The 12,554-nt window shown below is 66.5% G+C and carries 12 protein-coding genes; 4 read left to right on the plus strand and 8 right to left on the minus strand.

Annotation, left to right across the window (positions count from 1 at the left end):
* Positions 1-28 precede the first annotated feature (28 nt).
* Positions 29-910: a KPN_02809 family neutral zinc metallopeptidase gene (ypfJ, locus tag ACTJK0_RS07780; protein WP_110543072.1), complete on the plus strand. Its 882-nt coding sequence runs from the start codon at positions 29-31 to the stop codon at positions 908-910.
* Between the two features lie 116 nt (positions 911-1,026).
* Here the strand turns inward: ypfJ and ACTJK0_RS07785 are convergent, their stop codons facing one another.
* The 6 genes from ACTJK0_RS07785 to ACTJK0_RS07810 are packed head-to-tail and all read right to left on the minus strand — an operon-like array spanning position 1,027 to position 6,097.
* On the minus strand, positions 1,027-1,359 hold the full coding sequence (locus ACTJK0_RS07785; RefSeq protein ID WP_110543073.1) for a metal-sulfur cluster assembly factor: 333 nt from the start codon (positions 1,357-1,359) through the stop codon (positions 1,027-1,029).
* Positions 1,360-1,371: 12 nt separating this feature from the next.
* Entirely contained in the window at positions 1,372-2,166 is a 795-nt protein-coding gene (sufC, locus tag ACTJK0_RS07790) for a Fe-S cluster assembly ATPase SufC (protein WP_110543075.1), read from the minus strand.
* Positions 2,167-2,208: 42 nt separating this feature from the next.
* A complete protein-coding gene (locus ACTJK0_RS07795; RefSeq protein ID WP_110543077.1) occupies positions 2,209-2,565 on the minus strand; it encodes a non-heme iron oxygenase ferredoxin subunit in 357 nt (118 codons plus the stop codon).
* A 21-nt stretch (positions 2,566-2,586) separates the two neighbouring features.
* Positions 2,587-3,828, minus strand: coding sequence for a Fe-S cluster assembly protein SufD (sufD, locus tag ACTJK0_RS07800; RefSeq protein WP_110543078.1), 1,242 nt, complete (start codon positions 3,826-3,828; stop codon positions 2,587-2,589).
* Entirely contained in the window at positions 3,828-5,291 is a 1,464-nt protein-coding gene (gene sufB / locus ACTJK0_RS07805) for a Fe-S cluster assembly protein SufB (protein ID WP_110543080.1), read from the minus strand. Before sufB ends, sufD begins: the two co-directional genes overlap by 1 nt.
* Positions 5,291-6,097 (minus strand): helix-turn-helix transcriptional regulator, encoded by an 807-nt coding sequence (locus tag ACTJK0_RS07810; protein WP_440744797.1) that lies wholly within the window; start codon positions 6,095-6,097, stop codon positions 5,291-5,293. The genes sufB and ACTJK0_RS07810 overlap by 1 nt, the downstream gene beginning before the upstream one ends.
* 156 nt (positions 6,098-6,253) lie before the next feature.
* Between ACTJK0_RS07810 and ACTJK0_RS07815 the strand changes: the two genes are divergently transcribed.
* The 3 genes from ACTJK0_RS07815 to ACTJK0_RS07825 are packed head-to-tail and all read left to right on the plus strand — an operon-like array spanning position 6,254 to position 8,956.
* Complete coding sequence (locus ACTJK0_RS07815) at positions 6,254-7,222, plus strand: ABC transporter ATP-binding protein (protein WP_440744798.1); 969 nt, start codon at positions 6,254-6,256, stop codon at positions 7,220-7,222.
* Complete coding sequence (locus ACTJK0_RS07820; RefSeq protein WP_440744799.1) at positions 7,219-7,986, plus strand: ABC transporter permease; 768 nt, start codon at positions 7,219-7,221, stop codon at positions 7,984-7,986. Before ACTJK0_RS07815 ends, ACTJK0_RS07820 begins: the two co-directional genes overlap by 4 nt.
* A 7-nt stretch (positions 7,987-7,993) precedes the next feature.
* On the plus strand, positions 7,994-8,956 hold the full coding sequence (locus ACTJK0_RS07825; protein ID WP_440744800.1) for a COX15/CtaA family protein: 963 nt from the start codon (positions 7,994-7,996) through the stop codon (positions 8,954-8,956).
* Between the two features lie 114 nt (positions 8,957-9,070).
* Here ACTJK0_RS07825 and ACTJK0_RS07830 read toward each other — a convergent pair whose 3' ends face one another.
* Positions 9,071-11,335 (minus strand): SulP family inorganic anion transporter, encoded by a 2,265-nt coding sequence (locus tag ACTJK0_RS07830; protein ID WP_440744801.1) that lies wholly within the window; start codon positions 11,333-11,335, stop codon positions 9,071-9,073.
* A gap of 222 nt (positions 11,336-11,557) precedes the next feature.
* Positions 11,558-12,517 (minus strand): heme o synthase, encoded by a 960-nt coding sequence (locus tag ACTJK0_RS07835; RefSeq protein WP_110543090.1) that lies wholly within the window; start codon positions 12,515-12,517, stop codon positions 11,558-11,560.
* Positions 12,518-12,554 lie beyond the last annotated feature (37 nt).

Below are 12,554 nucleotides of genomic sequence, written 5' to 3' on the forward strand. Positions count from 1 at the left end.
GCCGGCGGCCCGGGGGTATTGTGACGTTATGAGTTTCAATGACAACGTGCAGCTTGATCCCAGCCAGGTCCAGGACCGCCGGGGTATGGGGACGGGGCTGAAAGTCGGCGGCGGCATCGGCGGCGGCCTGGTGCTGCTCGTTGCGCTCCTGCTGGGCATCAACCCCAACATGCTCGGCGGCCTGGTGGACAACGGTTCCGGCGGACAGTCGCAGGGCACGGCGCCGGCCTGCAGCACGGGAGCGGACGCGGACGCCCGCCTCGACTGCAGGATCACCGGCACAGTGAACAGCCTCAACGCGTTCTGGCCCGGCTACCTGAAGCAGTACAACGTCCAGTACCCGCGGCCGGAGGCAGTCATCTTCAGCGGCAGCACCAATACAGGATGCGGGGCGGCCACCTCGGAGGTAGGGCCCTTCTACTGCCCCACGGACACCACCGCCTACTTCGATCCGGGCTTCTTCCAGGAACTCGTGGACCGGTTCGGCTCCTCGGGCGGCCCGCTGGCCCAGGAGTATGTGGTGGCACACGAGTTCGGCCACCACGTCCAGAACCTGCTGGGGGACCTGCAGCGCGCGCAGCAGGATCCGCAGGGGCCGGAGTCCGGTTCGGTGCGCACCGAGCTCCAGGCTGACTGCTATGCGGGCCTCTGGGCCAAGTACGCCTCCACCACTCCGGATCCCGCCACCGGCAAGCCCTACCTGGAGCCCCTCACCCAGCAGGATGTGAACGACGCGTTGTCCGCGGCAGCATCCGTGGGTGACGACCGGATCCAGAAGGCGGCCACGGGGCGGGTCTCCCCCGAAGGCTGGACCCACGGCTCCAGTGAAGAACGGCAGCGCTGGTTCTCCCGCGGCTACCAGTCCGGGGACATCAAGCAGTGTGACACCTTCAGCGCAGCAACCCTCTAACCCCGGTTCACCCCCATCGATTGCTCCGTAACGGCCCTTTTGGCACCCCAAAACGGCAGTTACGGAGCAATCGATGAGCCAACGACAACGGCGGGCNGGCCCGCCGTCGTCGTACTTTAGATGTTGAAGCCGAGGGCCCGCATCTGGTCCTTGCCGTCGTCGGTGATCCGCTCGGGACCCCATGGCGGCATCCATACCCAGTTCAGCCGCCAGTCGTCCACGACGCCGTCCAGCGCCTGCCCCACCTGCTCTTCAAGCACATCGGTGAGCGGGCAGGCGGCGGTGGTGAGCGTCATGTCGATCAGGAGCGCGCCGTCCTCATCGGAGTACTTCAGGCCGTACAGCAGCCCGAGGTCCACCACATTAACGCCAAGCTCAGGGTCGATGACGTCCTTGAGCGCCTCTTCGACGTCCTCCAGGGCCGTGCGGCCCGGCTTGATTTCGGTCATGACAAGTCCTAACTAGGCCTGTACTGCGGCTTCGGCCGCGATGGTAGCTGCGCCGGCGCCCTTTGCGTAACGGTCGTAGCCCTCTTCCTCGAGGCGGTCGGCAAGCTCGGGGCCGCCCTCCTCGACAACCTGGCCATCCACGAACACGTGGACGAATTCAGGCTTGATGTAGCGCAGGATGCGCGTGTAGTGGGTGATGAGCAGCGTGCCCATGTTCCCCTCGGCGTGTGCCCGGTTGACGCCCTCGGAGACGATCTTCAGCGCGTCCACGTCCAGGCCGGAGTCAGTCTCGTCCAGCACGGCGAACTTGGGCTTGAAGAGCTCCAGCTGGAGGATCTCCACGCGCTTCTTCTCACCGCCGGAGAAGCCTTCGTTGACGTTGCGCTGGGCGAAGTCGGCGTCGATCCGCAGCTTCTCCATGGCGTCCTTGACGTCCTTGGTCCAGGTACGCAGCTTGGGTGCTTCGCCGTCGATGGCGGTCTTGGCGGTGCGCAGGAAGTTGGTCATGGTGACGCCGGGAACCTCCACCGGGTACTGCATGGCCAGGAAGAGGCCGGCGCGGGCACGCTCGTCGACGCTCATTCCCAGCACGTCCTCGCCGTCCAGGGTGATCGTTCCGCTGGTGACGGTGTAGCGGGGGTGTCCTGCGATGGTGGACGCCAGGGTGGACTTGCCGGAGCCGTTCGGGCCCATGATGGCGTGGGTTTCGCCGGTCCTGATGGTCAGGCTGACGCCTTTCAGGATCTCCTTGGTGCCCTGTTCCGTCTCAATGCTGACGTGCAGGTCCTTGATCTCAAGAGTTGACATGCTCTTCTTTCTTTTCGCTCGTAAGTCTGGTGCTGCCGGCGCTCAGTAGTTGTCTACTGCTGCGCCGTTCAAAACGTTGCTGACGTCCACGTAGACGTCGTCCCCGTCGAGTTCGACGCCGAACACGGGCACGGGATCGTAGGCGGGAAGCTGCAGCGGCTGGCCGCTGCGCAGATCAAACTGGGAGCCGTGGCCCCAGCACTCGATCGTGCAGCCTTCCACGTCGCCTTCGGACAGGGAAATGTCCGCGTGCGAGCAGGTGTCTCCGATGGCGTGGATCTCCCCCATTGAATCCCGGACCACGGCTACGGGGTAGCCGTCGATCAGGATCCGCAGCGCCTGCTTGACCTGGATGTCATTGGCGCTGCAGACCAGCTCGCCCTTGGGTGTGCCGCTCATACGTTTCCTGCCTGCCCGTCTCTAGTAGTCGATCGCCGCGAGTTCGCGTTCCACAGCCTCGGTCAGCCGCTCTTCGAGGGCAGGGACCTTGATCTGCTGGATGATCTCGTTGAGGAAGCCGCGGACCACCAGGCGGCGGGCAACGTCCTCGGGGATGCCGCGGGCCATCAGGTAGAACAGGTGCTCGTCGTCGAAGCGGCCGGTGGCGCTGGCATGGCCGGCACCCTCGATCAGGCCGGTCTCGATCTCGAGGTTGGGCACGGAGTCGGCGCGGCAGCCATCGGTAAGGACCAGGTTCTGGTTCTTCTCGTAGGAGTCGGTGCCTTCGGCCTGCTTCTGGATCAGCACGTCGCCAACCCAGACGGTGTGTGCGCCCTTGCCCTGCAGTGCGCCCTTGTACAGGACGTTGGACGTGCAGTTGGGCTTGTTGTGGTCAACGAAGGAGCGGTGCTCCAGGTGCTGTCCGGCGTCGGCGAAGTAGAGGCCCAGGAGCTCTGCCTCGGCGCCTTCACCGGCGAAGCGGACGTTGGAGTTCAGGCGGACGATCTTTCCGCCGAGGGTCACCGCGATGTGCTTGTAGACGGCGTCCTTGGCCACCTCGGCGTCGTGCTGTGCCAGGTGCTTGGCGTCGTCCTCCCACAGCTGCACGGAAACAACCGTGAGCTGGGCGCCGTCGCGGACAAGGACCTCGACGTTGCCGTTGTGGTCGGCTGCTCCGTCGTGCTCGATGATCACTACGGCACGGCTGTTTGCGCCGGCCTCGATCACCAGATGGGAGTTGGTGCGGCGGCCCGCACCGTTGCCGGTCAGGACCAGGCGGACGGGGGCATCCAGTTCCGCGTTCGCCGGGATGGAAATGAGCTGGGCATCAGCGGCGTTGGCGGAGGCCACGACGGCGGCACGGTCGGCCGGCACCAGGGTGGCGCCACGGGGCGCTTCGCCGGCACGGAGGGTCCGCTGCGTCACCGATGCCGGCGCCTCGACGGTGACGCCCAAGGCGCCATCCTCCGAGGGGGCATCGGACAGGAGGTTGGCCAGTTCGCGCACCGGGGTGAAGCGCCATTCTTCTTCCCGGCCGTTGGGCAGGGCGAAGTCGGCCACGTCATGGCTGGTGAGGCGCTCGGCGCGCGAGGACATGACCTGCGTGCCGTGGCTGTGGTGGCGGTCCACCTTGGAGGCGACGAGGTGTTCGCCTTCCTCGGTGAAACCGGCGATCGACGGCGCGCCGATGCGGGCCTTCTCGGTAGTTGCTTCGGCAGTCATTAACCGACGGATCCTTCCATCTGGAGTTCGATGAGGCGGTTCAGCTCAAGGGCGTATTCCATGGGCAGTTCACGGGCGATCGGCTCAATGAAGCCGCGCACGATCATGGCCATGGCCTCGTCCTCGGGCATGCCGCGGGACATGAGGTAGAACAGCTGTTCCTCGCTGACGCGGGAAACGGTGGCCTCGTGTCCCAGCTGGACATCGTCCTCGCGGATGTCGATGTACGGGTAGGTGTCAGAGCGTGAAATCGTGTCCACGAGCAGGGCGTCGCAGCGGACCGTGTTGGCGGAGTGCTTCGCGCCTTCGCGGACCTGGACCAGGCCGCGGTAGGCCGCACGGCCACCGCCGCGGGCAACGGACTTGGAAATGATGGAGCTCTTGGTGTTCGGCGCGATGTGGACCATCTTGGAGCCGGTGTCCTGGTGCTGGCCTTCGCCGGCGAACGCGATGGACAGGGTCTCGCCCTTGGCGTGCTCGCCCACCAGGTAGACGGCCGGGTACTTCATGGTCACCTTGGAGCCGATGTTGCCGTCCACCCATTCCATGGTGGCGCCGGCTTCGCAGACCGCGCGCTTGGTCACCAGGTTGTACACGTTGTTCGACCAGTTCTGGATGGTGGTGTAGCGGACGCGGGCGCCCTTCTTCACGATGATCTCCACCACGGCGGAGTGCAGCGAGTCCGAGGTGTAGATCGGCGCGGTGCAGCCTTCGATGTAGTGGACGTAGGAGTCCTCGTCGGCAATGATCAGGGTGCGCTCGAACTGGCCCATGTTTTCCGTGTTGATGCGGAAGTATGCCTGCAGCGGGATGTCCACGTGGACGCCCTTGGGCACGTACACGAACGAGCCGCCGGACCAGACGGAGGTGTTCAGCGACGCGAACTTGTTGTCGCCCACCGGGATCACGGTGCCGAAGTACTCCTGGAAGATCTCCGGGTGTTCCTTCAGCGCGGTGTCGGTGTCCAGGAAGATGACGCCCTGGGCCTCGAGGTCCTCACGGATCTGGTGGTACACCACCTCGGACTCGTACTGGGCGGCAACGCCCGATACCAGGCGGCTGCGCTCGGCTTCCGGGATGCCCAGCTTCTCGTAGGTGTTGCGGATGTCCTCGGGCAGGTCCTCCCAGGTGGCGGCCTGCTTCTCCGTTGAGCGGACGAAGTACTTGATGTTGTCGAAGTCGATGCCGGAGAGGTCTGCACCCCAGGTGGGCATGGGCTTGCGGTCGAAGTACTTCAGGCCCTTCAGGCGCAGGTCGAGCATCCACTCGGGTTCGCTCTTCTTGGCCGAAATGTCCCGGACTACCTCTTCATCGAGACCACGCCGTGCATTGGCGCCGACGTCGTTCTTGTCGGCCCAGCCGTACTCGTAGTTGCCGATGCCATGGAGCTCGGGATTCTTTTCCAGAATCTCCGAGATCACAGTGTTTTCGGCTACTGCTTTCTCTGATAGTTGGTCCGTCATCACGGCCTTTCTTGCTGATGGTTGATTTCTTCGTCCAGGCCGGCGGGAGCTGCAGCCGGCGCGGGGGCCGGTTTGGCAGACAGCCTGCCTGTAGGAATGTGGGTGGTGCAGACGTGCCCGCCGCGGGCCAGGGTGGAGAGCCTGCGGACGTCGACTCCCACAAGCCGGGAGAAGACCTCGGTTTCGACGTCGCAAAACACCGGGAACCGGGCGGCGAGCTGCTGGATAGGGCAGTGCCCCTGGCAAAGCTGCACGCTGGAGAGCGCCGCGGGAAGGGGCGCCTTGGCTTCGATGGAGGCGGTGGAAGCCACGAAGTTGTCGCGGCTGAGAGCGGCTGAGAGCGCCTTGGCGCGGTCCCGGATATCAGGCCCGGCCTGCTCGATTTCAGGTGCGTAGCGGCGCTCCATGTCCGCGAAACGTTCGACGGCGAAGGCCCGGACCGCGTCGGGTCCCGCGACCTGTTGCAGCTGCTGGAGCGCAAGGGCGGCAATGTCCAGGTAGTCGTTGCCGAGGCTTGACTGGCCCTGGGAGCTCAGGACGTAGCGGCGGGCGGGACGGCCGGCGCGTGCTCCGGGCCTGGCCACCCGCTTGACCTCGATGACGCCTGCGCGCGACAAGTGGTCCAGGTGGCGCCGGACAGCGGCCGGAGTGAATCCGAGCATGTCCCCCAGTTCAGCCGCGCTGACGGGTCCATGCTCCAGGACGGCAGCGAGGACCCGGTCCCGGGTCCGCTCGTCGGCATCAGCCGCAGGACTGGAGCCGGCAGTCCCGGGGCCGGCCACGGGCACAGCTGTAGCGTTGGTCATGGAATACACAACACAATCATGTCGTAATTTAGTCCCGGGCTCCAGTAAGGGCAGGCTGGCCTTTGGCCGCGGACGAAATATGACCGCGGCCCCGGACAAGCCGGGACGCGGACCAACCGGAACGGAAGAAAATACTACGTCCCGTAGAATACTGTGGTGCGATCCCCCCAGTCCCCCGTTCTGTCCATCCATGGGCTCATCAAGGACGTCGGCCCCCTTTCCAGCCTGGACGGAAAGATGCTTCGGGTTGTCAGTGGCATCTCCCTTGTGGCTGAACGCGGCCAGGTCACCGCCCTGCTCGGCGCCAACGGCGCCGGAAAGACAACAACCCTCGAATGCGCGCAGGGCCTGCAAAAGCGCACCGGCGGCAGCATCTCACTGCTGGGGCACGATCCTGCGACGGCAGGCGCGGACCTGCGCTCCCGCGTCGGTGTCATGCTGCAGGACGGCGGGCTGCCGCCGTCCGCCAGGCCCCTGCCGCTGCTGCGGCACATCGCCGGACTGTACGCCCGCCCGTGGCCGCTCGAGGACCTGGTGGACCGGCTGGCCATCGATACCTTCAGCCGCACCAGCGTCCGCCGTCTTTCCGGAGGCCAGAAGCAGCGGCTGGCCCTTGCCGCCGCCCTCATCGGACGGCCCGAAGTCCTGTTCCTGGACGAGCCCAGCGCGGGCCTTGACCCCCAGTCCCGGCAGCTGGTGTTCGACCTGATCGCCGAACTGCGGAGCAGCGGGATGGGCATCATCCTCACCACCCACCTCATGGACGACGCCCAGCGCCTGGCTGACTACGTCTACATCATCGACGGCGGGCGCAACGTGGCCGAGGGAACCGTGCAGGAACTCCTGCAGCGCAGCCCGGCTGCCGGCCAGGGCGGCGACCACGTCCGGACGCTGGCGTTCGAAGCACCTGCCGGCCTTGACCTGTCCGCGGTGCTGCCTGCCGGCGTCGATATCTCCGAAGCCCGCGCCGGAAGCTACACCGTGACCGGGGTGCTGACCCCGCGCCACCTCTCCGCCCTTGCCCAGTGGTGGGAAGAGAAGGGGATCATGCCCGCATCAATGAGCCTCGAGGCGCGTAGCCTTGAAGACGTCTTTTTGGACATCTCAGGAAAGGACATCCGATGAGCAGCGCAGGTGCCCTGGAGACGCAGCAGCCCGCATCCTTGCTCCGCCGCGTCCTGCTGCAGGGCAAATACGAGGCGCTGACCATGCTGCGCAACGGCGAACAACTCATCCTTGCAGTGGTGCTGCCGCTGCTGGCGCTCGTCGGATTGACCGTCACACCCTTCCTGGACGGGATGGGCTCCAGTCGGATCAACGTGGCCGTTCCCGGAATTCTTGCTCTGTGCGCCATGTCCACGGCTTTCACGGGCCAGGGCATTGCCACCGGCTTCGACCGCCGGTACGGCGTTCTCCGGTTCCTGTCCACCACGCCCCTGGGCAGGGGCGGCCTGATCGCCGGCAAGGTCCTGTCCGTCCTGGCCGTCCTGTGCGTCCAGGTGGTGGTGGTGGGCGCTGCCGCCCTGGCGCTGGGGTGGCAGCCGACGGCGGCGGGCTGGCTTCCGGGGCTGGCCCTGCTCGCGCTTGGCGCGGCGGCGTTTACCGCCCTGGGCCTGCTGGTCGCGGGAACGGTCCGGCCGGAAGCCACGCTGGCCATCACCAACCTCCTGTGGATCCTGCTGGGTGCCATGGGCGGCATCGTCATCCCGGCCGAAAGGCTGCCTGCCGCGGCGCAGGCCGTCGTGCATTTCCTGCCGTCCGGCGCCCTGGGTGAATCGATGCGCGCCGCTTTCCTGGGCGGGGCCGTCAACGGCGGCGCCGCCCTCATCCTGCTGCTCTGGACAGTTCTCGCCGGGGCTGCAGCCATCCGTTGGTTCAAGTGGAATTGAGATAATCGTGACCACGGCTTCACGCCTTCCCCAGTTCGCCGGCCGCCTGGCCTCACGGCTCCCACGTACAGTGGACGTCCGGGTCCGGCGGCTCGCCGTCGCCTCGCTGATCGGCCAGACGCTTTTGGTGGTGACCGGCGGCGCCGTCCGCCTGACGTCATCAGGCCTTGGTTGCCCGACATGGCCCCGCTGCACCTCCGATTCCCTGGTGAACACCCCCGCAATGGGCATCCATGGCTTCATCGAGTTCGGAAACCGACTCCTGACCTTCGCGCTGGCCGCCGTGGCAGCCCTGATGCTGGTCTACCTGTGGAACCTGCGGAAGGAACGCCGGGACCTCTTCCTTCTGGCCCTCGGGCTGCTGGCCAGCATCCCGGCCCAGGCGATCATCGGCGGTGTCACCGTCCTCACCAACCTGAACCCCTGGGTGGTGGGCCTGCACTTCCTGGTCTCCATGGCCCTGGTGGTCTTTGCCACCCTCCTGGTGAACCGGGCCTTCGGACGCACCGGCCGCTTCCTTGCGTCCCGCCCCGCCGCCCTGCCCGCCGCCCTGCGCCCCGTAACTGCCGCCGTCGCGCTGTTCTCCGCCGCCGCCGTGATGCTCGGCGTGGTGGTCACGGGCGCCGGGCCGCACGCCGGTGACGCTGATGCCCCGCGCAACGACCTTGACTGGGACCTGTTCTCCCACATCCATGCCGTGCCGGCGTACCTGGTGACCGCAGGGACGCTTGTGGCCCTCGTCCTGGTCTTCAGGCGCCGCATCAGGGGCCCCTTCCGCACAGCGGTCCTGGCTCTCCTGGGCGTCACGGTGCTGCAGGCAGTCATCGGGTTCACGCAGTACTACAACGGCATCCCCGCGCTGCTGGTTGCCGCCCACATGCTCGGTGCTGCCCTGCTGATGGCGGCATCGACCAACGCCTGGGACATCGCCCACTCCAGCCCACTGGAAACCTCGCGGCCGGCCCAGTAGGCCCCGGGACAGACTGGACTCCAGATTCTCCACGACACACCAGGCGCCCCGGTNACCGGGGCGCCTGGCTGTCGAACCGCGGGCCAGGGCACTGCCCGCGGCAATGTCACTGCCCTAGTGGCCCGACGGCACGGCAGCGGCCCGCAGGCCGCCGTCGAATGCCGGGTCCAGGCTCTCGACAGCGTCAGCCGAGATGCGCAGCACACGAGCCGTGGCGATGTCATAGAACAAACCGGTGGCCTGCACGCTGCCGGCCGCCAGCGCAGGCCCCGCCACCGGATGGTCCTGCAGTTTTGCCAACTGCACCGCAACGTTCACCATGGCCAGCTGGTCGACCGTGCTGAAGCCGGCCGCGGCGGCCTGCCTGCCGACCGGATGCCCGGCCAACAGTTCCAAATAACTCGGCCGGGCATGGTCAAGCCAGCGCACAAACGCCTCGCCCAGGGAACGGTTGTCCCCGCCCCCGGCTTCTGCCAGCACGGCCTTCATGGCCCCGCAGTTGGAATGTCCGCAGATCAGCAGGGACTGTACCCCCAGGCCATCCACTGCGAAGGACAGGGCCGAATCGATGGACGCGTCCTGTCCGTGGCTGCACACCACGTTGCCGATGTTCCGGAGCGTGAGCAGGTCACCGGGGCCGCTGCTGGTGATCAGGTTCGGGTTCACCCGGGAGTCAACACAGGCCACGAACAAGCTGTCCGGATTCTGCGTTTCCGCAAGGTCATGGACCAGCGGCCGGACCTGGTGGGCAAACCGGCGGTGATATCGGTTGATGCCATGCAGCAGCGGTTCCTTCCGGGGCGGCAGGGGAAGTTCAGTGGCGTCTTCGCGCCTGGGGGCGCGGCGTGCAGCGTCGTGGAACACGGTGTTGCCGTGCTCCTCGAGGGTGACGGTGCCGCCGGTGGCCTGGTGCTGCTGCTGCCAGGAGAGCAAAGCTTCCCGGAAGGCGTGGTCCACATAGTCGGCGTTCAGCTCAACCACCACGTCGGCTCCCGACGGCACGGCCTGCAGCGTGCCGTTGAGCCGCGGCAGGGCGAAGAAACTGCATGAACCCGCGATGGTCACCCGCCAGGGAACTGAAGGCGCGGCGGGCTGGTAGGCCCGGATAGGGGCCCGCAGGACGCGCCACAGCACACTGACAGCGGCAAGGGCCAGGCCGATCATCACGCCTTCGAGCAGATTCAGGAACACCACGCAGGCCAGGGTCACGGCGTAGATGGGCAGGTCGCCGGTGCGCAGGCTGGTCCGGATGTCAGCCACCTTGATCAGGCGGGCGCCAATCACCACCAGGAGACCGGCCAGGACGGCCAGCGGGATCAGCTGGATCAATCCGGCAAAGAGGGCGGAGAAGGCCAGGACCCACACGCCGTGCAGTATCGCGGAGGTCCTGGTGGCGGCGCCCGCTTCCACGTTGGTGGCACTGCGGACAATGACGCCCGTCACGGGCAGCCCGCCCAGTGATCCGGACACAATGTTTGCGGCGCCCTGGCCGACCAGCTCCCTGTTCAGGTTGGTCCGCGTACCGGTGTGCATCTTGTCCACCGCCACCGCTGACAGCAGCGATTCAATGCTGGCGATGAGGGCCATGGTCAGGATGGCGAAGGCAAAGGCGCGCCAGTTTCCATCCGGGAGCTGCGGCAGCGTGATGGCATCGAAGATTGAACCGTCCAGCGAGATGCGTTCCACGCCCGGGGCAAACGCGACAGCCAGCGCAGTGCCTGCCGATACGGCCGCCAAGGGGCCGGGAATGCGGCGGACAGCGGCAGGCAGGAACTTCCAGCACAGGAGGATTGCCACGACGGCCAATCCCAGCAGTGCAGCGTGCAGTTCAAGGTTGGTAATGGACGCAGGCAGAGCGGCGAGGTTTTCCAGTGCCGAACCTGCGGGCTTCGCACCGAGGAGCACGTGGAGCTGCTGCAGGATGATGGTGATGCCAATGCCGGCCAGCATGGCCTTGACCACCACCGGCGAAACGGCGAGGGCCGCCCTGCCCACGCGGCTGATCCCCAGCAGGAGCTGCACGACGCCGGCCGCTGCGGTGATGGCGCACGTCACCTGCCAGCCAAACTCCTGGACCAGGCCGGCCACGACGACGGTCAGGCCGGCGGCCGGTCCGCTCACCTGCAGCGGTGAGCCGCCGAGGCTGCCGGCAACGATGCCGCCGACGGCGGCAGCGATCAGGCCGGCCATAATGGGTGCCCCCGAGGCTGCCGCAATGCCAAGCGAGAGCGGGAGGGCTACGAGGAACACCACCAGGGAGGCCGGTACATCGGCGGCAAGGTGCAGGCTGAAGGCGGGACGGCGAAACCTGAAGCGGCTGCCCCCGCCTTCCGGCGGGCTGTGGCTGGGGGCGGTGTCGGCTGCGGGACGGGCTTCCATGGTTTTCCTTTGCTCGGGGGAAAGGTCCGTTCCACCGTAAGCAGCCCGTCACTGCGAATGACACTTAAAGTGATGAATATGACAAGTCTGTCATAGGATTCCGTGCTCGGCCGGACTGCGGTGTCCCGGCTGCTGTGCGCCAGGATTTTTGGGAAGCCGGCGGCTTAAACACGAAGGCGGCCCCCACGCCGTGTGGGAGCCGCCGCTGCGGGACCGGCCTTGCTATCCGGCCGTGATCGCGTTTCCGACGAACGGGTCCACCGCGAGGGCGATGAACAGCAGGGTCAGGTAGCTGATGGAACCGTGGAAAACCTTCATGGCGCGCTTGTCCTGAATGTCCTCGCGCTGGGCGCGGGCGTACAGCGCGTGCGATTCGTAAAGGAACCATGCGCCCGCGAGGACCGCGGTCACCGTGTAAACCCAGCCCGCGCCCCCGGCCGGGATCATGAGCAGCGAGCAGGCCACCATTGCCCACGCATAGAGGACCACCTGGACGGAGACCACCTTGGCCCCGGCGATGGCGCCGAGCATGGGAACGTTGGCGTTGCGGTAGTCCTCGCCGTAGCGCATGGACAGGGGCCAGTAGTGCGGCGGGGTCCACAGGAAGATCACCATGAACAATATGACGGCGGGCCATTCGACGGAGTTGGTGACTGCAGCCCACGCGATCAGCACGGGGAAGCAGCCGGCCGCTCCGCCCCAGACAATGTTCTGCGCGGTGCGGCGCTTGAGGATCATCGTGTAGATGACCACGTAGAAGAAGATGGCCCCAAGGCCCAGCCACGCCGACAGCGGATTGGCACCAAACCAGAGGATCACGATGGAGGCCGCCCCCAGCAGCCAGGAGAAGACCAGGGCCTCGCGGGGAGTTACTTCGCCCGTGACCAGCGGCCTGTTTTCCGTGCGGTGCATCAGCTTGTCGATGTCGCGGTCGATGTAGCAGTTGAAGGCACCGGCGCTGCCGGCCGCGAAGGCGCCGCCAACCAGTGTGGCCAGGATCAGCCCGATGGACGGGAAGCCGCGCTGGGCGTAAATCATGGTGGGCAGCGTGCTGACCAGGAGGAGCTCGATCACGCGCGGCTTGGTGAGGGCGAGATACGCCTTGGCCTTGCGGGCAAACCCGGAGCCTGCGGCCCGGGATGCGTTCAGCGGCGTATCTGTTGTGCTCACGGTGGCAGTCACCCGTTCTGTGTGGCAGTTGAGGCTGGCAAGCAGCTCC

This window comes from Paenarthrobacter sp. 22069 (assembly GCF_052046035.1).
In the GTDB taxonomy this organism is placed as follows: domain Bacteria; phylum Actinomycetota; class Actinomycetes; order Actinomycetales; family Micrococcaceae; genus Arthrobacter.

Coding starts and splice junctions, on each gene's coding strand:
- ypfJ (WP_110543072.1), top strand. CDS start 29: ATGAGTTTCAATGACAACGTGCAGCTTGATCCCAGCCAGGTCCAGGAC.
- ACTJK0_RS07785 (WP_110543073.1), bottom strand. CDS start 1,359: ATGACCGAAATCAAGCCGGGCCGCACGGCCCTGGAGGACGTCGAAGAG.
- sufC (WP_110543075.1), bottom strand. CDS start 2,166: ATGTCAACTCTTGAGATCAAGGACCTGCACGTCAGCATTGAGACGGAA.
- ACTJK0_RS07795 (WP_110543077.1), bottom strand. CDS start 2,565: ATGAGCGGCACACCCAAGGGCGAGCTGGTCTGCAGCGCCAATGACATC.
- sufD (WP_110543078.1), bottom strand. CDS start 3,828: ATGACTGCCGAAGCAACTACCGAGAAGGCCCGCATCGGCGCGCCGTCG.
- sufB (WP_110543080.1), bottom strand. CDS start 5,291: ATGACGGACCAACTATCAGAGAAAGCAGTAGCCGAAAACACTGTGATC.
- ACTJK0_RS07810 (WP_440744797.1), bottom strand. CDS start 6,097: ATGACCAACGCTACAGCTGTGCCCGTGGCCGGCCCCGGGACTGCCGGC.
- ACTJK0_RS07820 (WP_440744799.1), top strand. CDS start 7,219: ATGAGCAGCGCAGGTGCCCTGGAGACGCAGCAGCCCGCATCCTTGCTC.
- ACTJK0_RS07830 (WP_440744801.1), bottom strand. CDS start 11,335: ATGGAAGCCCGTCCCGCAGCCGACACCGCCCCCAGCCACAGCCCGCCG.